At 71.1% G+C, this 21405-nt stretch carries 15 protein-coding genes and 5 tRNA genes; 10 read left to right on the forward strand and 10 right to left on the reverse strand.

Annotated features, from left to right (window positions below):
- Nucleotides 1-227: 227 nt before the first annotated feature.
- Together purF and purM are read left to right on the forward strand one after the other, a co-directional pair.
- Entirely contained in the window at nt 228-1787 is a 1560-nt protein-coding gene (gene purF, locus ACZ55A_RS31405) for an amidophosphoribosyltransferase (RefSeq protein ID WP_468847236.1), read from the forward strand.
- Between the two features lie 34 nt (nt 1788-1821).
- Nucleotides 1822-2889, forward strand: coding sequence for a phosphoribosylformylglycinamidine cyclo-ligase (purM, locus tag ACZ55A_RS31410; RefSeq protein WP_468847239.1), 1068 nt, complete (start codon nt 1822-1824; stop codon nt 2887-2889).
- A gap of 170 nt (nt 2890-3059) precedes the next feature.
- On the opposite strand, the gene ACZ55A_RS31415 is transcribed toward purM, so the two are convergent.
- Together ACZ55A_RS31415 and ACZ55A_RS31420 are read right to left on the reverse strand one after the other, a co-directional pair.
- Nucleotides 3060-3311 carry a DUF3073 domain-containing protein gene (locus ACZ55A_RS31415; RefSeq protein ID WP_468847241.1) on the reverse strand — a complete coding sequence of 84 codons (252 nt, stop codon included), beginning with the start codon at nt 3309-3311 and terminating at the stop codon, nt 3060-3062.
- 318 nt (nt 3312-3629) lie between these two features.
- Entirely contained in the window at nt 3630-4748 is a 1119-nt protein-coding gene (locus ACZ55A_RS31420; protein WP_468847244.1) for a Leu/Phe/Val dehydrogenase, read from the reverse strand.
- 203 nt (nt 4749-4951) lie between these two features.
- On the opposite strand from ACZ55A_RS31420, the gene ACZ55A_RS31425 reads away from it, so the two are divergent.
- On the forward strand, nt 4952-5788 hold the full coding sequence (locus ACZ55A_RS31425; protein WP_468847247.1) for a DUF8083 family protein: 837 nt from the start codon (nt 4952-4954) through the stop codon (nt 5786-5788).
- 511 nt (nt 5789-6299) lie between these two features.
- Nucleotides 6300-6506, forward strand: a complete 207-nt coding sequence (bldC, locus tag ACZ55A_RS31430; protein WP_003949541.1) for a developmental transcriptional regulator BldC — start codon at nt 6300-6302, stop codon at nt 6504-6506.
- A gap of 533 nt (nt 6507-7039) precedes the next feature.
- Here the strand turns inward: bldC and ACZ55A_RS31435 are convergent.
- The 3 genes from ACZ55A_RS31435 to hrpA all read right to left on the reverse strand — a co-directional run bounded on the left by ACZ55A_RS31435 (nt 7040) and on the right by hrpA (nt 11940).
- On the reverse strand, nt 7040-7273 hold the full coding sequence (locus ACZ55A_RS31435) for a DUF6274 family protein (RefSeq protein WP_468847250.1): 234 nt from the start codon (nt 7271-7273) through the stop codon (nt 7040-7042).
- Nucleotides 7274-7681: 408 nt separating this feature from the next.
- Nucleotides 7682-7756, reverse strand: a tRNA-Asp gene (locus ACZ55A_RS31440).
- 89 nt (nt 7757-7845) lie between these two features.
- Nucleotides 7846-11940 (reverse strand): ATP-dependent RNA helicase HrpA, encoded by a 4095-nt coding sequence (hrpA, locus tag ACZ55A_RS31445; protein WP_468847252.1) that lies wholly within the window; start codon nt 11938-11940, stop codon nt 7846-7848.
- Nucleotides 11941-12144: 204 nt separating this feature from the next.
- Here hrpA and ACZ55A_RS31450 point away from each other — a divergent pair, with 204 nt between their 5' ends.
- The gene (locus ACZ55A_RS31450; RefSeq protein ID WP_468847255.1) at nt 12145-12351 is read left to right on the forward strand and encodes a hypothetical protein; all 207 of its coding nucleotides are present in this window, start codon (nt 12145-12147) and stop codon (nt 12349-12351) included.
- Nucleotides 12352-12404: 53 nt separating this feature from the next.
- Here the strand turns inward: ACZ55A_RS31450 and ACZ55A_RS31455 are convergent.
- From ACZ55A_RS31455 to ACZ55A_RS31470, 4 genes are all read right to left on the reverse strand, one after another.
- A tRNA-Phe gene (locus ACZ55A_RS31455) sits at nt 12405-12478 on the reverse strand.
- A 4-nt stretch (nt 12479-12482) separates the two neighbouring features.
- Nucleotides 12483-12557, reverse strand: a tRNA-Asp gene (locus ACZ55A_RS31460).
- 48 nt (nt 12558-12605) lie between these two features.
- Nucleotides 12606-12678: transfer RNA gene (locus tag ACZ55A_RS31465), tRNA-Glu, on the reverse strand.
- An 82-nt stretch (nt 12679-12760) separates the two neighbouring features.
- Entirely contained in the window at nt 12761-14446 is a 1686-nt protein-coding gene (locus ACZ55A_RS31470; RefSeq protein WP_468847258.1) for a metallophosphoesterase family protein, read from the reverse strand.
- Nucleotides 14447-14566: 120 nt separating this feature from the next.
- Between ACZ55A_RS31470 and ACZ55A_RS31475 the strand changes: the two genes are divergently transcribed.
- The 5 genes from ACZ55A_RS31475 (at nt 14567) to ACZ55A_RS31495 (ending at nt 19909) form a co-directional block, all read left to right on the forward strand.
- Nucleotides 14567-14917, forward strand: coding sequence for a metallopeptidase family protein (locus tag ACZ55A_RS31475; RefSeq protein WP_069566938.1), 351 nt, complete (start codon nt 14567-14569; stop codon nt 14915-14917).
- A gap of 303 nt (nt 14918-15220) precedes the next feature.
- Nucleotides 15221-15802 (forward strand): hypothetical protein, encoded by a 582-nt coding sequence (locus ACZ55A_RS31480; RefSeq protein ID WP_468847261.1) that lies wholly within the window; start codon nt 15221-15223, stop codon nt 15800-15802.
- A 238-nt stretch (nt 15803-16040) separates the two neighbouring features.
- A complete protein-coding gene (locus tag ACZ55A_RS31485; protein WP_468847264.1) occupies nt 16041-18251 on the forward strand; it encodes a DEAD/DEAH box helicase in 2211 nt (736 codons plus the stop codon).
- Nucleotides 18252-18486: 235 nt separating this feature from the next.
- Nucleotides 18487-18562, forward strand: a tRNA-Lys gene (locus ACZ55A_RS31490).
- A gap of 264 nt (nt 18563-18826) precedes the next feature.
- A complete protein-coding gene (locus ACZ55A_RS31495) occupies nt 18827-19909 on the forward strand; it encodes a PP2C family protein-serine/threonine phosphatase (RefSeq protein ID WP_468847266.1) in 1083 nt (360 codons plus the stop codon).
- Nucleotides 19910-20039: 130 nt separating this feature from the next.
- Here ACZ55A_RS31495 and ACZ55A_RS31500 read toward each other — a convergent pair whose 3' ends face one another.
- On the reverse strand, nt 20040-21317 hold the full coding sequence (locus ACZ55A_RS31500; protein WP_468847268.1) for a DUF2332 family protein: 1278 nt from the start codon (nt 21315-21317) through the stop codon (nt 20040-20042).
- Nucleotides 21318-21405: the final 88 nt, after the last annotated feature.

Here is a 21405-nt window from a genome sequence, read left to right on the forward strand (position 1 = left end):
CGACGCGCACGGGGCGGATGTCGTGGCGCCGTACGAGGTGATCGACTTGGCCGGGCGTGCGGTGACACCCCAGGTGGGCCAAGGTCTGCGGCTTCCGCGGGTCCCGGAATCCCGGCTTCGCGGCCGTGAGCACGTCAAGGACGCCCGAGGCATCTTTCATGCACTCATCCAGATCCGCGGCCATCCCCGGTTCGGATGAATCCGCGACCTGCCCTAGACTCAGGGACGTGCCACGTGGTGACGGACGACTCAACCACGACCTGCTCCCCGGTGAGAAGGGCCCCCAGGACGCTTGCGGCGTCTTCGGTGTCTGGGCTCCGGGTGAAGAGGTCGCCAAACTCACCTATTTCGGGCTGTACGCGCTGCAGCACCGTGGACAGGAGTCCGCGGGCATCGCAGTGAGCAACGGCTCCCAGATCCTCGTCTTCAAGGACATGGGCCTGGTCTCCCAGGTCTTCGACGAGACCTCGCTCGGTTCCCTCCAGGGCCACATCGCCGTGGGCCATGCCCGCTACTCCACCACCGGTGCCTCGGTGTGGGAGAACGCCCAGCCGACGTTCCGTGCCACCGCGCACGGCTCGATCGCGCTCGGCCACAACGGCAACCTGGTCAACACCGCCGAGCTGGCCGAGATGGTCGCCGCGCTGCCCCGCGAGGGCGGCCGCGCGACCCAGGTCGCGGCCACCAACGACACCGACCTGGTGACCGCCCTGCTGGCCGGCCAGGTCGACGAGGAAGGCAAGTCGCTGACCGTCGAGGAGGCCGCCCCGCGCGTCCTGCCGAAGGTCAAGGGCGCCTTCTCGCTCTGCTTCATGGACGAGCACACGCTCTACGCCGCCCGCGACCCGCAGGGCATCCGCCCGCTGGTCCTCGGCCGCCTGGAGCGCGGCTGGGTGGTCGCCTCCGAGACCGCCGCCCTCGACATCTGCGGCGCCAGCTTCATCCGGGAGATCGAGCCCGGCGAGATGGTTGCCATCGACGAGGACGGCCTGCGCAGCAGCCGCTTCGCCGAGGCCCGCCCCAAGGGCTGTGTCTTCGAGTACGTCTACCTCGCCCGCCCGGACACCGACATCGCCGGCCGCAATGTCTACCTCTCCCGTGTGGAGATGGGCCGCAAGCTGGCCGCCGAGGCCCCGGCCGACGCGGATCTGGTCATAGCGACTCCGGAGTCCGGCACCCCGGCCGCGGTCGGTTACGCCGAGGCCAGCGGCATCCCGTACGGATCCGGCCTGGTCAAGAACTCCTACGTCGGCCGGACCTTCATCCAGCCGTCGCAGACCATCCGCCAGCTCGGTATCCGGCTGAAGCTCAACCCGCTCAAGGAAGTCATCCGCGGCAAGCGCCTGGTGGTCGTCGACGACTCGATCGTCCGCGGCAACACCCAGCGCGCGCTCGTACGGATGCTCCGCGAGGCCGGCGCCGCCGAGGTCCACATCCGGATCTCGTCCCCGCCGATCAAGTGGCCGTGCTTCTTCGGCATCGACTTCGCCACCCGTGCGGAGCTGATCGCCAACGGGCTGAGCGTGGAGGAGATCGGCAAGTCGCTGGGCGCCGATTCGCTCGCGTACATCTCGATCGACGGGATGATCGAGGCCACCACGATCGCCAAGCCGAACCTGTGCCGGGCCTGCTTCGACGGCGAGTACCCGATGGAGCTGCCCGACCCGGAGCTGCTGGGCAAGCACCTCCTGGAGTCGGAGACCTCGGCCCCGTCGAAGTCCGACGTGGACGGCGTCCAGACGCTCACGGCGGGGGTCGGCGGCGCCGACGCACTGCGTCGCCCGTAGAGCTCGTACACACACGACACGAAAGTTCTCTGCCATGTCCTCTGACACTGGTGCCAGCTACGCGAGCGCGGGCGTCGACATCGAAGCCGGCGACCGCGCCGTGGACCTGATGAAGGAGTGGGTGAAGAAGGCCACCCGCCCCGAGGTCGTCGGCGGGCTCGGCGGCTTCGCCGGCCTCTTCGACGCCTCCGTCCTCAAGCGCTATGAGCGTCCGCTGCTGGCCTCGGCGACCGACGGCGTCGGCACGAAGGTCGACATCGCCCGCAAGATGGGCGTCTACGACAGCATCGGCCACGACCTCGTCGGCATGGTCGTCGACGACCTGGTCGTCTGCGGCGCCGAGCCGCTGTTCATGACCGACTACATCTGCGTCGGCAAGGTCTACCCGGAGCGGGTCGCCGCGATCGTCAAGGGCATCGCCGAGGGCTGTGTGCTGGCCGGCTGTGCGCTGGTCGGCGGCGAGACCGCGGAGCACCCGGGGCTGCTGGGCGCGGACGAGTTCGATGTCGCCGGCGCCGGTACGGGCGTCGTCGAGGCGGACCGGGTACTGGGCGCGGAACGTATCCGTACGGGCGACGCGGTGATTGCGATGGCCTCGTCCGGTCTTCACTCGAACGGGTACTCACTCGTCCGCCATGTGCTCTTCGACCGGGCCGGTATGGCCCTGGACCGCGAGGTCCCGGAGTTCGGCCGCACGCTGGGCGAGGAGCTTCTGGAGCCCACCAAGATCTACTCGCTGGACTGTCTGGCCCTGACCCGCACCACCGATGTGCACGCCTTCTCGCACATCACCGGCGGCGGACTGGCCAACAACCTCGCCCGGGTCATCCCGGACGGACTCCACGCCACGGTCGACCGCTCGACCTGGACCCCGGGTCCGGTCTTCGACCTGGTCGGCACCGCAGGTTCGGTCGAGCAGCTGGAGCTGGAGAAGACCCTGAACATGGGCGTCGGCATGGTCGCCGTCGTCCCGCAGGAGTCGGTGGACGTCGCACTGACCACGCTGGCGGACCGCGGTGTGGACGCCTGGGTCAGCGGTGAGATCGTCGAGCGCGGCGACCACGCCGAGGCAGTGACCCTGACCGGTGCTTATTCGCGGTAGATGCGGCCGAGAGCTGAGCGGACGGGCCGCGCCGGCAGTCGTCGGTGCGGCCGCCGGAGCGGCGGTCACCGTGGTACCGGCCGACTTCCGGGCAGCACAGAACCCGGCCCGGGCAAAGCCCAGGACCGGGTCCGCGATGCTGTTATGGGTGCCGCGAGCGCACAGAAACGTCAGGCGCGACGACGCTGCTGGGACGAGTCGCCCTCGTCCTCATCATCGTCGTCGCTGTTGTACAGCTCTGCGTACCGTGCGTACGGGTCGTCGTTCTCTTCATCCTCGAACGGCTCTCCGTTCGGAGGCTGCTGGTTCGACTGCGATGCACCCAGCTCGTCGGCCAGTCGTGAGAGATCCGTCCCACCGCTGCTGTACTTCAGCTGGCGGGCGACCTTCGTCTGCTTGGCCTTGGCCCGGCCGCGCCCCATGGGTCGACCCCCTCGATGACGGGGCTCGATGGCCCCAGAGTCTTGACACGCGTTCATGGATCAGAGCGGGCTCTCGACAGAGAGACCGGCCCGTAGGGCTTTAACGGTACCTGCTTCCGCGGCCATACGGTACGTCGCCCGCATCACCCGCCGCTCGGCACGACCTGCGAGGCGCCCCGTCCCCGCTGGTCAACTGCGATTTTAACCTGTCCTGTACGGCGACCCGCCGACGGGTGGTGAGGGATGTCTCCCTCACCACCCGTGGCAGGCCGCGCAAGGTTGTGTTTCCGGCCGACCAGGCCGGATCTCCACACCCGGTCAGGCCCTCCGCGCCTCCGCCATGCGCTGCTCGGCCAGCCGGTCGGCCGCCGCGGCCGGCGGGATGCCGTCGGCCTTCGCACGAGCGAATATCGCCAGCGTGGTGTCGAAGATCTTCGCCGCCTTGACCTTGCAGCGGTCGAAGTCGAAGCCGTGCAGCTCGTCGGCCACCTGGATGACACCGCCGGCGTTCACGACGTAGTCGGGTGCGTAGAGGATGCCGCGGTCGGAGAGGTCCTTCTCGACGCCGGGGTGCGCGAGCTGGTTGTTGGCCGCGCCGCACACCACCTTCGCGGTCAGCACCGGCACCGAGTCGTCGCTGAGCGCACCGCCCAGCGCACACGGCGCGTACACGTCCAGGCCCTCGGTGCGGATCAGCGCCTCGGTGTCCGCGACCACGGTGACCTGCGGGTGGTCGGCGACCACCCGGGCCACCGACTCGGTGCGTACGTCCGTGATCACGACCTCGGCGCCGTCCTTGAGGAGGTGCTCGACGAGGAGGTGCCCCACCTTGCCGACGCCCGCGATGCCCACCTTGCGGCCGCGCAGCGTCGGATCGCCCCAGACGTGCTGGGCCGAGGCGCGCATGCCCTGGAAGACGCCGTAGGCGGTCAGTACCGAGGAGTCGCCGGCGCCGCCGTTCTCGGGCGAGCGGCCGGTGGTCCACTTGTTGGTACGGGCGACGACGTCCATGTCGGCGACGTACGTACCGACGTCGCAGGCGGTGACATAGCGGCCTCCGAGGGAAGCCACGAACCGGCCGTAGGCGAGCAGGAGTTCCTCGGTCTTGACCAGATCGGGGTCACCGATGATCACGGCCTTGCCGCCGCCGTGGTCCAGCCCGGCGAGAGCGTTCTTGTAGGACATGCCGCGCGACAGATTCAGGGCATCCAGCACAGCCTCCTCCTCGGAGGCGTAGGCATGGAAGCGGGTGCCGCCGAGGGCGGGGCCCAGCGCGGTGCTGTGGATGGCGATCACTGCCTTGAGACCGCTGGCGCGGTCCTGGCAGAGCACGACCTGCTCATGGCCGCCCTGTTCGGACCGGAACAGGGTGTGCAGAACGCCGCCGTCGGTGCCGGCGGGGGCCGGACGTACGTCAGTCACTGTGGTGACTCCCATAAGTCGCGAAGGACGCCCTCCTGCGGGTGGGGAGGGCCGGTTGACAAGAGCGTAAGACCTGGCGGGCCGGTTGATCGGGCAGGTGCCGAGGATCACCCTCTCCCGGGGGACGAACGTGGGACGATCTGGTCGTATCGCAGGCCGGCCGGGGCCCCGGGACGTGTCGGGGCGCCGGCGGTGGACTTCCCTTTGGAGGAGCGGGCGTGGCCGTGGCGTCGTCGGTGAAGGTCCCGTACATGGCATATCTACGGGTCTATGAGCCGCTGGCAGCGTTCCCCGAGCCGGAGCGCTCCCACTGGGCGCGCTACGCCAAACGGGAGGACACCCCCACCGCCCAGGACGAGCAGCGCCGGGCGCTGGCCGATCTGCTGCCGACCCCGCCGGTGCCGGTGCCGGTCCACGAGAGCGCGGACGCCTTCGTCGCCGTGGTGAACGAGGTGACCTGCATCTGTCCGTGGCGCACCCGGCTGCGCGGCTGGCAGGCCCTGGAGGGGCTGGAGGAGCTCTTGCCGGCGTCGGTGCTGGATGCCGCGCTGCCCCCGGTGGTGCGCCGGCAGGCGGCCACCGACTACGAGCAGTGGCGGGAGCGCAACCCGGATGCCCGGCCGTGGATCCGCGGGGCGGCCTGGCACGTACCGGTCCGCTGGTTCGTTCTCTTCGACGACGACGAGCGGGAGTATGCGAAGCGTGACCGGGCGTCCGTGCTGCGTTACCGGACGCCGATGGTGCAGGCCAGACGCCGGGTCGCGCGGGCGCTGCGTACGCTGCGGGACACCCTCGAAGAGGGACCGCTGATCGACGGCCTGGTAGATGTGGGGCGCTGGCTCGAGGAATTCCATCCGCGCTCGCTCGTGGAGCTGGATTACGGAGGGCTGGTGCACGCGGTGCCCGAAGGGCAGCTCGCCGAGGACCGTTCCGCCGCGGAGGTGGCGGAGGGGCTGGCGGCGCTGCGCGAGGGGGACGGCGAGCGGGCCGGGGCCGCGTACGAGAAACTTGCCCAGCGGTGGCGGACGGTGCGCGAGCGCCAGTTCGCCAGCTGAGCACCGGAGTTGCCGGGGTTCGCGGTGCGGAGGCGGTGTGTTCGCTGTCCGGCGGTTGGGCGGTAAGGGACGTAGGTCCTTAACCGGGCGATTGCCTCAAGCGTGACCTAAAGCACTGACTTCGGGTCTTGCTAGCAAGGCGCACCCTCGTGTCAAAATAGGACAAGGAGCCCGACCTGGGCTCCTTCCGTCCAACTAAGGGCGGATAGATCGGTATTGCGTTCCTTGAGGGGTCTCGTGGCGGCTGATCACGCTGTGACTGATCGTCACGGCTGTGTGACTGTCCGCTATGGCACGGTCCATCGGCATCCGCCGAGGTTGAACACCTGAGAGGGCAATTCCATCGGTTTGGCCGACGTGGCTGGACAGATGGTGTAGTTGTAGTGCCGAGGACAAGCCGTTCGTCCTATAACCGACTCGGCCCGCGTCCGCCATTTCGGGCAACGTGGGTCAAGGTGCAGAATTTAGAGGAAAGAACCGTGATGGTTCGGTTCTCCCGAGGAGGCCGCTCATGACCGCTCGCACCCCTGACGCCGAGCCGCTGCTGACCCCTGCCGAGGTTGCCACGATGTTCCGCGTGGACCCGAAGACGGTCACCCGCTGGGCCAAGGCAGGCAAGCTCACGTCCATCCGCACGCTCGGAGGACACCGGCGTTACCGCGAGGCTGAGGTCCGCGCACTGCTTGCGGGCATTCCGCAGCAGCGCAGCGAGGCCTGAACAACCGCATAGCCAGGCCGTTTTCGGGGCCCCCAACCCGAAAATGCCCACTTGGCACCACATAGCTCGACCTGCTCCACCCAAGCTCCATACAGCTTCATACGACGCGGCGCCTGCCCCAACGGGCGCCACACCCGCTTCTTCTGGGTACGTCATCGATCGCGCTGGACTCCGCCGGGTCCAGCGCGATCTTTTTGTGTGCGCCCGCTCCGGCGCCCTTCAGGGCGGTCGGTTCGCCCTGACGCCGACAGCAACCCGGACGGCGCTCTGGGTGCCCTCAGGAGCCCTCTGAGGGCCTTTTGGCGCGGCCTCCTGCCACCGCCTCCGGAACCCATTCAGGTGCCGTGCAATTGCACATATTAAATTGACCGGTTGTAGGGAGGGTGTAAGTTCCCTGTTCCGCCGAACCAGTTCGGTGACACCCGTCACACGGCGCATCGCTTGAAGCCGATACGTCCGCTGGGGTAGAGAACTTTTCCCCGTCAGTACCCAACAGCCTGTCACCTACCGCGCCGCGGCGCAGGCGTCCTTGGTCACCGGGATGCGGGACTTTCGTCCCCGGCCGCCGGCGGCCCGGAGACGGCCGGAGCGGGCGCCGGAGCACTCTCGGGCGCCGAGGGCCCGGAGGGGGCCGTGTGCGGCTCCATGACGAGCCGCTGGAGCTGATGGCAGATGGGGCAGTGCCGGGTCAGATGGCGGTAGCCCGTGGCGGCCGACAGATGGGCTCGCAGCAGTGCCTTGGTCTCGTGCCGTACCGCAGTCGTCATCCCAGATCCCTCCCCGGCCCCCACGCCTTCCCAAGTGAGTACCGGCGACGCTGCCCTCCGTCAATACAGCCGGCAGCGCGGCAATTACGGCCCGCATCCGGCGTGGCGGCGTCCCGTGCCTGGTCCGCGCCGGGACCGGGGCGCCACGGGCGAACGCGGGACGGCCCGCACCGGATGCCGATGCGGGCCTGAAGATGCGGTCCTGACGTGATTTCGCGGTTCCTGATCGCGGCGGCCGGAGAGGTGTGGGGTCCGGGCAGCAGTACGGCCCGCATCCCCAGGGGATACGGGCCATAAGGAAGCGGTCCTGACGGGATTTGCGGTGTCCGATGGCGGCTCCGCCGCGGACGCGGCCTGTACGGACAGCAGTACGGCCCGCATCGACGGGCGATGCGGGCCGTAAAAAAGCGGTCCTGACGGGATTTGAACCCGCGGCCTCCACCTTGACAGGGTGGCGAGCACTCCAAACTGCTCCACAGGACCTTGCGTTGCTTTCCGCTTGCGGCGGGCTGCGAAGCAAGACTGTACAGCAGGTCAGGGGGTGCGGTCGAACTCGCTGCCGGGGGCGCCGCTCAGCGGGGCACCGCGGCGTCCACCGCCTTCACGATGCGCTTGTCGGAGACCGGGTACGCGGTGCCCAGGGCGTGCGCGAAGTAGCTCACCCGCAGCTCCTCGATCATCCAGCGGATCTCCCGGGCCGCGGCCGGCACCGGACGCCCCGGCGGGAACTGCTCCAGCAGCCAGGCGTATTCGTCCTGCATCTCCTTCACCTTCGCCATACGGGTGCGGTCCCGCTCGGCGTTGGTGGGCAGCTGCTGGAGCCGGCGGTCGGCGGCCACCAGATAGCGCATCAGGTCCGGCAGCCGCTTGGCGCCGTGCGCCGTGACGAAGCCCGGCTTGATCAGCGCTTCCAGCTGCTCCTTGATGTCCGCGAGCGACGGCAGCAGCGAGGGGAAGGTGGTGTCCTTCAGCCGGCGCTCGCACGCCTGCCAGGCCGCCAGCACCTCCTGGACCTGCTGGATCGTCCTCAGCGTGACGTCGACCAGATCGGCCCGTACCGCGTCGAACAGCTTCCGGAAGGACTCCTCGTCCCACGCCGGACCGCCGTGCGCCGCGATCAGCCGGTCGGCCGCGGCGGTCACACAGTCCTCGAAGAGCGCCCCGATCGAGCCGTGCGGATTACGGGACAGCGCGAGCTTCTGCTGGTTGCTCAGCTTGTCCTGGGCGAACTTGGCGGGGTTGGAGGGGATGTTGAGCAGGATGAGGCGGCGGGTGCCCGCCCACATCGCCGTCAGCTGCTCCGCCTCGGTGTCGAAGAGCCGTACGGCCACGCTGCTGCCCTCGTCGACCAGCGCCGGGTACGCCTTCAGCGGCTGGCCCGCCCGCCGGGTCTCGAAGGTGCGCGGCAGGGTGCCGAGCGTCCAGGACGTCAGCCCGGTGCGCTGCTCAGGGCCGGCCGTCGCCGGCCCGTCGCCGGCGGACCCCTTGGCGCCCCCGCGGTCCCTGGCGGGGCGCTCGGCGGCCTGCTCGAAGGCCTTGGAGATCGCCGCCCGGGTCTTCGGCTTGAGCTTCAGCCGCAGCGCCTCCAGGTCCTTGGCCTCGGCGAGCTTACGGCGCCGCTCGTCGACCACCCGGAAGGTGATCTTGAGGTGGTCGGGGATCTTGCCGGTGTCGAAGTCCGCGGCCTCGACGGGCACCCCCACCATCCGTTGCAGCCCCGCGGCCAGGGACGAGGTCAGGGAGCCCTGGAGCGGAACAGCGGAGTCCAGGAAGCGGGCCGCGAAGTTCGGTGCCGGGACGTAGTTGCGCCGGATCGGCTTGGGCAGCGACCGGATCAGCTCGGTCACCAGCTGCTCGCGCAGACCCGGGATCTGCCAGTCGAAGCCCTCGGAGGAGACCTGGTTGAGCACCTGGAGGGGGATATGGACGGTCACGCCGTCGGCGTCCGCGCCCGGCTCGAACTGGTAGGTGACCTTGAACTTCAGCTTCCCCTGGCGCCAGGAGTCCGGGTAGTCGTCCTTGGTGACGGCCTCGGCGGACTCGTTGATGAGCATGGAGTGCTCGAAGTTCAGCAGCTCCGGCTCGTCGTGACGCTTCTTCTTCCACCAGGAGTCGAAGTGCGCCCCGGAGACCACGTCCGCCGGGATGCGCTGGTCGTAGAAGTCGAACAGCGTCTCGTCGTCCACGAGGATGTCGCGGCGCCGGGCGCGGTGCTCCAACTCCTCGACCTCGCCGAGCAGTTTGCGGTTGTCATGGAAGAACTGGTGGTGGGTGCGCCAATCGCCCTCGACCAGGGCATTGCGGATGAACAGATCCCGGGAGGTCTCCGGATCGATCCGGCCGTAGTTCACCTTGCGCTGGGCGACGATCGGCACGCCGTAGAGCGTCACCCGCTCGTACGCCATCACCGCGGCCATCTTCTGTTCCCAGTGCGGCTCGCTGTATGTGCGCTTGACCAGGTGCTGGGCGAGCGGCTCGATCCACTCGGGCTCGATCTTCGCGTTCACCCGCGCCCACAGGCGGGAGGTCTCCACCAGCTCCGCCGACATCACCCAGCGCGGGGGCTTCTTGAAGAGCGCGGAGCCCGGGAAGACCGCGAACTTGGCGCTGCGGGCGCCGAGATACTCGTTCTTGGCGTCCGTATCCTTCAGCCCGATGTGCGAAAGCAAACCGGCGAGCAGGGAGGTGTGGATGCGGTCCGGTGCCGCGTCCTCCTCGCTCAGATGGATCCCCATCGTCTTGGCGACCGTACGCAGCTGGGAGTAGATGTCCTGCCACTCGCGTATCCGGAGGTAGTTCAGGAACTCGCTGCGGCACATCCGCCGGAAGGCCGAGGAGGAGAGCTCCTTCTGCTGCTCGCGGACGTAGCGCCACAGGTTCAGGTACGCCAGGAAGTCGCTGGTCTCGTCCTTGAAGCGGGCGTGCTGCTGATCGGCCTGCTGCTGCTTGTCGGCGGGCCGCTCGCGCGGATCCTGGATGGACAGCGCCGACGCGATGACCATGACCTCGCGGACACAGCCGTTGCGGTCCGCCTCCAGCACCATCCGGGCCAGCCGCGGGTCGACCGGCAGCTGGGACAGCTTGCGGCCGAGCTGGGTGAGCCGCTTCCTGGGGTCCTTCTGCTTGGTGTCCAGCGCGCCCAGTTCGCCGAGCAGATCGACGCCGTCCTTGATGTTGCGGCGGTCCGGCGGGTCGATGAACGGGAACTTCTCGATGTCGCCGAGGCCGGCCGCGGTCATCTGGAGGATGACGGAGGCGAGGTTCGTCCGCAGGATCTCCGCGTCGGTGAATTCCGGCCGGGAGAGGAAGTCGTCCTCGGAGTAGAGGCGGATGCAGATGCCGTCGCTCGTACGGCCGCAGCGGCCCTTGCGCTGGTTGGCGCTGGCCTGCGAGACCGGCTCGATGGGCAGCCGCTGGACCTTGGTGCGGTAGCTGTAGCGCGAGATCCGGGCCATGCCCGGGTCGATGACGTACCGGATGCCCGGGACGGTCAGCGAGGTCTCGGCGACGTTCGTGGCGAGGACGATCCGCCGGCCGGTGTGCCGCTGGAAGACCCGGTGCTGCTCGGCGTGCGACAGCCGGGCGTACAGCGGCAGGACCTCGGTGTGCGGCAGCTGCTTCTTGTTGAGCGCGTCCGCGGTGTCGCGGATCTCCCGCTCCCCGGAGAGGAAGACCAGGATGTCGCCGGGCCCGGCGGCCTGGAGCTCGTCCACCGCGTCGCAGATCGCGGTGATCTGGTCGCGGTCCGCGTCCTGACCGCCCTCCTCCAGCAGCGGGCGGTAGCGCACCTCGACCGGGTACGTCCGTCCGGAGACCTCGACGACCGGCGCGCCGGACTTCGCCCCGTCGCCGCCCGGTGCGGTGTCCGGGGCGGCTCCCACCGAGGCGAAGGAGCCGAAGTGCCGCGCGAACCGCTCCGGATCGATGGTCGCGGAGGTGATCACGACCTTCAGGTCCGGGCGGCGGGGCAGCAACTGCGCGAGGTAGCCGAGGATGAAGTCGATGTTGAGGCTGCGCTCGTGCGCCTCGTCGATGATGAGCGTGTCGTACTGGCGCAGCTCGCGGTCCGTCTGGATCTCGGCGAGCAGAATGCCGTCCGTCATCAGCTTGACCAGGGTGTCCCCGCCGACCTGGTCCGTGAAGCGGACCTTCCAGCCGACCGCCTCGCCCAGCGGGGTCTTCAGCTCCTCGGCCACCCGCTCGGCGACCGTGCGGGCCGCGATCCGGCGCGGCTGGGTGTGCCCGATCAGACCGCGTACGCCCCGGCCGAGCTCCAGGCAGATCTTGGGGATCTGGGTCGTCTTGCCGGAGCCGGTCTCACCCGCGACGATCACCACCTGGTGGTCGCGGATCGCGGCCAGGATCTCGTCCTTCTTCTGGCTGACCGGCAGCTCTTCCGGGTACGTGATCTCCGGCACCGCGGCGCGGCGCTGGGCCATGCGCAGCTCCGCCTCGTCGATGCCGTCCGCGATCTCGGCGAGCACGGCCGCCCGGGCTTCGGGCTTACGGATCCGGCGGGCGCCGTCGAGCCGGCGGCCCAGCCGCTGCTGATCGCGGAGCATCAGCTCGGGCAGGCGCTCCAGCAGGGCGGAGAGCGTGGGAGCGGACGTGCCGGGCAGGGCGTGCGGGGTGCCGTCGGGCAGGGCGGAGGCAGGCTGACTGGACATACGTCCCCCAGGATCTCACCTCGGCCGAACGACTGGCGAACCATTTGCCCGCACAGCCGGGCGCCGGCCGCCGGGACCGCCCGGGGCGGGCACCGGGAGAGCCGGCCGGGTATGTCCGCTATCAGGTATTCCGGCGACCGTCTGCGGCGGCGGGCCTGCGGTAATGGGTGGAACGCGCCCATCGGCCCGGGCGAAAATGGCCGCATGGACAAGGGAATACGACGTATGGCCGGTGGTGCCGTCATGGCCGCCGGTATCGCTTTCGCCGCATGGCTGGTCTTCGGCGCGCCGCACGACTGGGAGGGTGATGTCCGGTTCCTGCGTATGGGGCTCGGGCTCGGGGCGACCGCGGTCATCAGCGGCGGTGCCCGGCTGATCTTCTGGGAGCCGAAGGAAGCGCGCACCTCGTAGGGGGAACGAAGAAGGCCCCGGTTCCAGGAACCGGGGCCTTCTTCCAAAGGGTGTGGCTGGGGCCGGGGTCGAACCGGCGACCTATCGCTTTTCAGGCGATCGCTCGTACCAACTGAGCTACCCAGCCGCAGCGGTCCTGACGGGATTTGAACCCGCGGCCTCCACCTTGACAGGGTGGCGAGCACTCCAAACTGCTCCACAGGACCTTGCATTGTGCGAAAGCGGCCTGAACCATTCTCACACACGGTGATGCGTGCCCCCAACGGGATTCGAACCCGTGCTACCGCCTTGAAAGGGCGGCGTCCTGGGCCACTAGACGATGAGGGCTGGTGGCCACCTTGGCGTCGTTACCGGCGCCGTCGGGGACGTGAGAAGCATATGGGATGGGAGGACCGTTCGCCAAAACGGTTTACCCGTGGCTGCCGGAAGAGCTCCCGGACGGGCGCGAAGACGCGCCTGACGAGGGCTTGGAGGACGGCGTGGCGGAGGGGCCGGACGGGTGAGACGGGCCGGCCGGTGTCGGTGTGGCGCCGGGCTGGTTCTCGCGGGGGAGGTGGCGGCTGACCTCCGCGCGGGAGAGCCCCAGTCCGCCGAGGGTGATCTCGTCCCACGCCTGTAGCCGCTTGGTCCTGCGGTCCAGATAGAGCACCGAGGCCTGGACCGGCTCGGGCTTCTTGTTCTGCACCGCGCGCAGCCCGCCGCCGCCCGTCGAGCCCTCGACCATCAGCCGGGTGCCCCGGGGCAGCGTGCTGTTCTCGCGGTGGTGGATGTGGCCGGCCAGCGCCAGCGGGGCCAGGCCGTCCGCCTCGGTCACGGCGGCCGGGTTGTGCGCCAGCGCGAGGTCGACGGGGGTCCCGGCCAGCCGCTCGGTGCGCAGCGCGTCGGCGAGCCGCCGTCCCGCGGTGCGCTCGGCGGGGTCACCGGCGGCGACGACGGAGCGGTCCGGGGTGAACTGTGGGTCGCCGACGCCGGCAATGCGTACACCGGCGACCTGGATGACCTTGCCGTCGTCGAGGACGGTGACGTGCCTGCGGCCGGCCAGGTACTTCTGGGTCGTGCGCGAGTCGTGGTTGCCGCGGACCCACACGTACGGCGCACCGAGGGTGGAGACCGGGTCCAGGAAGTGGTTCTCGGCGGCCGAGCCGTGGTCCATGGTGTCGCCGGTGTCGACGATCACGTTGATCCGGTACTGCTTCACCAGGGAGGCGATGATCCGCCAGCTGCCCGGGTTGAGGTGGATGTCGGAGACGTGCAGTACGCGGAGGGTGGTGGGGTCCGGCTGGTACGCCGGCAGCGTCGAGGTGACGTCGTAGAGCTTGGTGACGTTGGTGACCAGACGCGCCAACTCCTTTTGGTAGACGTTGAATTCGCTGACGATGCTGCGGGCGTTGCCGACCACGGACGGGGCCGAGGAGAGCAGTCCGGAGAACTTCGGCTCCAGTACCGACTTGGGGTTCCAGGTGGCGTACGCGGTGGTCGCGCAGGCGGCGAGCAGGGTGAGCGCCAGACCGCCGGCGGCCAGTGCGCGGCGTGGGCGGCGGTAGACGGCCAGCCCCAGCGCGGTGGCGCCGGATGCCACGGCGACGCAGGAGTGCAGCGCCAGACGCAGGGCGCCACGGGTCACGTCATGGGTGACCTCGTCCTGGAGGCCGGCGAACCGCTCGGGGTGGTCGACCAGCGCCTGGGAGCGGACCGGATCGAGCCGGTCGACGTCGACGTCGAGTCGTACGGGCGCGTCATGGCTGCGCAGTTCCAGGTCGCCGAGGGGTGAGACGTTGATCCTGGTGCCGCCGGCCAGTGAGGGGCGCAGCGCCATGCTGGTGTCCATGGGGCCCACGGGGACGCGGAGGGTGCCGAGGAGCAGCAGCCCCAGCGCGGCGCCGAGGAGGGCGACGGCTATCAGGCCGAGGGAACGGGCAGCGGGGTGCGGCGGCTCGACGAGGGCGGTGGTGGGCGGCGTACGGCGGGCGCGGTAGCCGCGGCGGACGGCCGCGGGCAGCGCACGTACGCCGGCGATCCGGGTAGGCAGCAGCCGGAACGGGGAGCGGTGCGGTGGGTCGGGGTTCGGTGTCCGGGAGCGCTCAGCGCGGGCCATTGGTCCCGTATGCCCGGGCATGGTGGTCGTTACGCCGGGGGTGGCGGCTCCGGTTGGGCTGCGGTGCGGCGGGCGGTCCGCGACCATCGGTTGCGGGACCCGGTAGCGGAGAATGGTGGTGTGCTGGAAATGACGCGCGAGGAGTTCGAGGAACTGGTCGCCGAGGCGCTGGACCGGATCCCACCGGAGCTGACCCGGCTGATGGACAACGTGGCGGTCTTCGTCGAGGACGAACCCCCGGCCGCCGACCCCGAGCTGCTCGGCCTGTACGAGGGGACCCCGCTGACCGACCGCGGGGAGTGGTACGCGGGCGTGCTGCCGGACCGGATCACCGTCTACCGGGGGCCGACCCTGCGGATGTGCGCCACCCGCGAGGACGTGGTCGCGGAGACCGAAGTGACGGTCGTTCACGAGATCGCGCACCACTTCGGCATCGATGACGAACGGCTGCATGCGCTGGGCTACGGCTGAGGCGGGCCGGACGGGACGTGGCGGGCACGCCCCAGGGGCGTCTGCACGGTCAGGGCGGGGTCCCGGGCGGCGCCGGGGGCGATCGGCCCGGCGGTGCGCGTGTCCTCAAGCGGGGGGCGGGAGTTGGGCAAGGCGTCCGTGCCGCCGTCCCTGCGCTCCGGATCCGGAGGTCCCGCCGTGCGCCCGAGCCCCAACCGCCTTTCGTCCCCGACACCGCCCCCTGCCCCTGCTTCCGCCCCCGCACCCGTTCCCGGCTGCGCCGGCCCGCCGCAGCCGCCGGCGGGCCGGGTGCGCTCCCGGGCCGTGGCCGCGGCGGTGGCGGTCTCCGCGCTGGCCGCGTCCCTGGCCGGCTGTATGAGCGTCAGCGACCCGCCGCAGCCGAAGCGCTCCGGCAGCGCCGCGCAGCACGACGGCAAGGGCGCGGAGCCCGGCCCCGGCGGTCTGAGTGTGGACGGCCGCGGCAGCGGACCGCACCGGATGGGGCGCAGCGGCGAGGCGCGCCCGGCGGGCGAGGACGCCAAGGACGGCAAGCCGTCGGCCGATACCGCGGACGACCCGTCCGCGTCCGGCGTCCCCTCCAGCCCGGTGCAGCCGTCGGGTCCGGAGCCCGGTGCGGGCGGCGGACACGGCGGCTCCGACGGCCACGGCGGGCGCCCCGGCACCGCGAGACCCTCGCCGTCCCACTCCGACCGGCCCTCCTCTCCGCCCACCCCGCCCGCACCGAGCACGCCGACCGCGCCGGCGACCCCGCCGCCCAGCAGCCCCACCCCGCCTCCGCCGACCGCCCACGCCTCCGGCCCGTCGCCGGTCTCGCCGATGTCATCGCTCTCGGAGCCGGGCGAGCCGGGGGAGCCGGGGGAAACCGGCGCGGGGACAGGGGCGTGAGGGGCGCGTAGGCTCGTGGGGGAGCCGTGGAAAGGCGCCGGCCGGATGGTCATTTGCCATCCGGGGGGCGGAGTGCGTATGGTGGTAGATCGTTTGATCCCATTTGCCCGGCGCCAGAACAGAAGCGCGCCGCGTGGCGCGTTCTCTCCCTTGCCGTGGCTGACCGCATTGAGGCGGTCGTTGTGAAACACACGGAGTTTGGGCGCGTGCCGAGACTCCGGAAGGTTTCGCATTTCGCATGTCAATTTCCACTGAGCAGTCCGTCATGCCCGCATTCGACGAGCAGGACGAGCAGACGGTCGCCGAGGTGACCGAGACCGCCGCCGCGGTCGAGTCCGACACCGACGCCAGCTCCGACGCCGACGCCGCGACGGACACCATCACCTTCGCCGACCTCGGACTGCCCGAGGGCGTCGTCCGCAAGCTGGCGCAGAACGGCGTCACCACCCCCTTCCCGATCCAGGCCGCGACCATCCCGGACGCGCTGGCCGGCAAGGACATCCTCGGCCGCGGCCGCACCGGCTCCGGCAAGACCCTCTCCTTCGGTCTGCCGACCCTGGCGCAGCTGGCCGGCGGCCACACCGAGAAGAAGAAGCCGCGCGCGGTCATCCTCACCCCGACCCGTGAGCTGGCGATGCAGGTCGCGGACGCCCTCCAGCCCTACGGCGACGTCCTCGGCCTGAAGATGAAGGTCGTCTGCGGCGGTACGTCCATGGGCAACCAGATCTACGCCCTGGAGCGCGGCGTCGACATCCTCGTCGCCACCCCGGGCCGGCTGCGGGACATCATCAACCGCGGCGCCTGCTCCCTGGAGGCCGTCCAGGTCGCGGTCCTCGACGAGGCCGACCAGATGTCCGACCTGGGCTTCCTGCCCGAGGTCACCGAGCTGCTCGACCAGGTGCCCGGCGGCGGCCAGCGGATGCTGTTCTCCGCCACGATGGAGAACGAGATCTCCACCCTGGTCAAGCGCTACCTGACCAACCCGGTCAGCCACGAGGTCGACAGCGCCCAGGGCAATGTCACGACCATGACCCACCACGTCCTCGTCGTGAAGCCGAAGGACAAGGCGCCGGTCACCGCCGCCATCGCCGCCCGCAAGGGCCGCACCATCATCTTCGTCCGCACCCAGCTGGGCGCCGACCGGATCGCCGAGCAGCTCGTCGACGCCGGTGTGAAGGCTGACGCCCTGCACGGCGGTATGACCCAGGGTGCGCGCACCCGCGTCCTCGCGGACTTCAAGGACGGCTACGTCAACGCGCTGGTCGCCACCGACGTCGCCGCCCGCGGTATCCACGTCGACGGCATCGACCTGGTGCTGAACGTCGACCCGGCCGGTGACCACAAGGACTACCTGCACCGCTCGGGCCGTACCGCCCGTGCCGGCCAGTCCGGCACCGTCGTCTCCCTCTCCCTGCCGCACCAGCGCCGCCAGATCTTCCGTCTGATGGAGGACGCCGGCGTGGAGGCCTCGCGGCACATCGTCGGCGGCTCCGGCGCCTTCGACGAGGACGTCGCCCGGATCACCGGCGCCCGCTCGCTGACCGAGGTCCAGGCCGAGTCCGCCAACAACGTCGCCAAGCAGGCCGAGCGCGAGGTCGGCCAGCTCACCCGTGAGCTGGAGCGGTTGCAGCGCCGCGCCACCGAGCTGCGCGAGGAGGCCGACCGGCTGACCGCCCGGGCCGCCCGCGAGCGCGGTGAGGACCCGGCCGAGGCGCTTGCCGCCGCTGCCGAGACCGCCGAGGCCGAGGCCGCCGTCGAGGCCGTGGTGCCGGCCCAGGCCGCGTCGGACGAGCGCCGGCCTGCCTCCGCCGACCGCCGCGACGACCGGGGCAACTTCGAGCGCCGGGACCGTCGCGACGACCGTGGTGACCGTGGTGGCTTCGGCCGCGACCGCCGTGATGACCGTGGTGACCGCGGTGGCTTCAACCGTGACCGTCGTGATGACCGTGGCGGTTTCAACCGGGACCGTCGCGACGACCGTGGTGACCGTGGCGGCTTCGGCCGCGACCGCCGTGACGACCGTGCCGGTGGCCGTTCCTTCGACCGTGACCGCCGTGACGACCGTGGCGGTTTCAACCGGGACCGTCGCGACGACCGTGGTGACCGTGGCGGCTTCGGCCGTGACCGTCGCGATGACCGTGCCGGTGGCCGTTCCTTCGACCGCGACCGCCGTGACGACCGTGGCGGCTTCAACCGCGACCGCGGTGACCGTCCCAGCCGCCCGTTCGGCCGCGACGACCGCTCCGCCGGCCGGTCCACCGGTGGCTACCGCTCCGGTGGCGGCGACCGTCCCTTCAACCGTGACGACCGCTCCGGCGGCCGTCCGTCCTCCGGTGGCCACCGCACCGGCGGCGACCGCCCGTACGGCCGCCGTGACGACCACCGTGGCGCCCCGGCCGGCTCCTACGGCCGCCGCGACGACAAGCCGCGCTGGAAGCGCAACGGCTGACCGCCGGCGCCCTCCACGGAATCCTCAGGGCTGATCGACAGCGCTGACCCGGAGGTCCGGTCCAGAGGCTGATCCGCAGGGCCCGTACGCACCCAAGTGCCGTACGGGCCCTGTGCGTTGCGCGGGTGAGGACCCCGGCGGGCGGCCCGCGGGCAGGCCCGCGGCACCCCTCCGACCGGTCCGATGGCTAATGCCTTCGAGCTGTGGCGGATCCTCCGGCTATGCTGCTCGGTGCGGGCCATTAGCTCAATTGGCAGAGCAGTGGACTTTTAATCCATTGGTTCAGGGTTCGAGCCCCTGATGGCCCACCAGATGTGGCCGGGGAGGCATGCCTCCCCGGCCTTTTCCGTTCCGCTCCCTCCCCCTGGGTGACCCGTCCGGCCCCCGAGGAGTCGCGGCCCGCCCCCGCGGCCGGAACCCTTGGCCGGGGAAGGGGCGGGAGCGGGAAGAGGCCGGTACGGATGGTGCAGGGCGACGGGCCCCCTACGGGCGATGGATCCCCGACTGGTGACGGGTCCCCCAGGGACGACGGGTCCCCTACGGGAGACGGGGAGCGGCGGGCGCGTCGTGGCCCGATGGTCGCGCGGGTGCGGCGGCTGGCCGGCCGGCTGCCCGTCCTCCTGATCGTCGGCGGGCTCGTCCTGGACGCCGGTACGCCGCCCGGCTACACCGCCGCCCCCTTCTTCTCCGCCGCCCCGCTGGTCGCCGCGCCCCTCCGCTCGCTCTCCACCACGACGTTCACCGCGCTGGCCGCCATGGCCGCCGAGATCTGGGGCGTCGGCCGCCGCGGCGCCGCGCTCGACCCCCACCAGTCGCTGACGGAGATCGCCACGGTCTTCGTCGTCGCGCTGCTCGCGCTCGGCGTCAACCGGGTCGTACGGCCCGGCGAGACCCGCCCGGCGTCCGTACGGGACGTCTCGGCGGCCGCCCAGCGCGCCCTGCTGCCCCGGCCGCCCGCGCGGATCGCCGGGCTCGCCGTCGCCGCACGCTATGTGGCCGCGCAGGCGGACGCCCGGAGCGGCGGCGACCTCTATGCCGTGCAGGACACCCCGCACGGCCTGCGGCTGATGGTCGCCGATGTGCGCGGCAAGGGCCTGGACGCGCTGGCGTCCGCGGTGGTCGTCCTCGGCGCCTTCAGGGAGGCGGCGGAGCAGGAGGCCACCCTGGAGGCGGTGGCGGGGCGGCTGGAGCGGGCGCTGGAGCGGGAGGGGGGACGGCGCCCGGGGCCGGAACGGTCCGAGGGGTTCACCACGGCCGTACTCGCCGAGATCCCCGCCGGGACGCCGTCCGTCCTGCGCCTGCTCAACCGCGGGCACCCGGCGCCCCTGATGCTCGCCCCGGACGGTGGACTGCGCGAGCTGGCCCCTACGGCACCGGCGCTGCCCCTGGGGATGGGCGAGGTGGTGAGCCAGCCCGACCGGTCGGACGAGACCTTCCTCCCGGCCGGCTCGCTGCTGCTCTTCTTCACCGACGGCGTGACCGGCGCCCGCGACGTCCGCGGCCGCTGCTACGACCCGTCGCGCCGGCTGCGCGGCCGCCGCTTCCCCGGTCCGGCCACCCTCCTGGACACGCTCACCAAGGACGTCGGCCGGCATACGTGCGGCGCGACGGTGGACGACATGGTCCTACTGGCGGTGCAGCGGCCCATGGGGGCGTAGAGCCCGCGCCGAACCGCCAGGGGCCGGGCGGCACCCGTCAGCTGCCCGGGGTGTGCGCTGGACGCTGCCCGGTGTGTGTGCTGGACCCTGCCCGCGGTTGTGTGCTGGACGCGGCTTCCGTCGGCCTCCGTCAGCTCCCCGGGGCCCCGGCCGCCTCCGGGAGCCGGTACAGGCTCTGCCCGTGCGGGCCGGTGAGCGCGACGGGCCGGCCGTCCAGGGCGAGGGTCAGCAGCAGTCCGTCCTCCGGGGCCGGGGGGCGGTTCTCCGGCGGGGTGTGGTGGTGTTCCGGCGTGCTGAGCCACGGCAGGACGGAGTGGTGCTCGTTGGAGATCCAGTGCCCGCCGCCGGCCCGCCCGTCGAGCAGCGACCGTACGAGCCGGGCGAACTCCTCGCGGCGGGCCGGCGGAAGGTAGTTCAGCACCGCGCTGTGGAAGATGACCAACGTCGCCCCGGCCGGTGCCTCGGCGGCGAGCGCGGGCAGCTCCTCGATCAGATCGCCGCGGACGATCCGCGGCCGCGGCGCCGTGCGTACGGCTTCGACGGCCGCGGTCAGCCGCCCCGCACGCCCCTCCTCACCGGGCCAGACGAGCGCCTGGAGCCAGCGCAGATCGTCCGGTTCGGCAACCGGGTCGAGCGGCTGGAGATCGATCCCGGCCCGCCAGACGACCTCCGGCAGCCGGCCGGGCAGCTCCTCGGCCGCCCAGTCCGTACGGCACCCGAACACCACCGGACTTCCCGGCGCCCCGACCTCGACGGCCCGACGAACGCCCGCCGCCCCGCCGCCCTCGTGCCCGTATCCGTCCCCGTACCCGTACCGGTTCGCGCCGTCGTACCCGTATCCGTCCGCGTTCGCGTTCGCGCCCGCCCCCGCCTCCCCGTCCGCGTACTCGTACCGGTACCGATAGCGGTCCGGATGCAGGCACAGTCCGGCCGACGTGCCGACCTCCAGCAGTGCCAAGGGCTGCGGCAGCCGGGCGAGCAGCGGCAGCAGGGTGGCGCAGCGGGCCGGTTCATTGGTCTGGGTGGCGCGCTGCATGATCACCGTGCGCACCTCGTCCCAGTGCCGGATCGTCCACTCGCGCCAGCGGCCGTACGCCGCCTCGCCGCGCGGGCCCTGTTCCGCGTGCGGGCCGTCGAGATGGCGGACGGCGGCGAGCAGGAGGTTCGGCTGCTGCTTGTTGCCGGCCGGCAGGGACCCGGACAACAGGTCGCAGAGTTCCGGGTCGTGACCGATCCGTGCGCTCAACTCCTCATGGGCGTCGGACCGTCCGCGGGCTTCCTGCCACGAGAACTCGCGGTACCGCAGTGCCACCTCCTGTGCACTGCTGCGAGGGACGCCGCGTGCGGTGCGGTGCCCGGCGTTCGCGAGGCTCTCGACATTTCCGGTGCGCTCGACGTTGACGGCCATGATCCGACGTTACGCTCTCACGTTCCGTAATCGGCGGGCACCCCTCCGCATAACAACTGACGCACAATCAAGCCGAGATCGTTTAGCG

This window comes from Streptomyces sp. NPDC034111 (assembly GCF_055575375.1).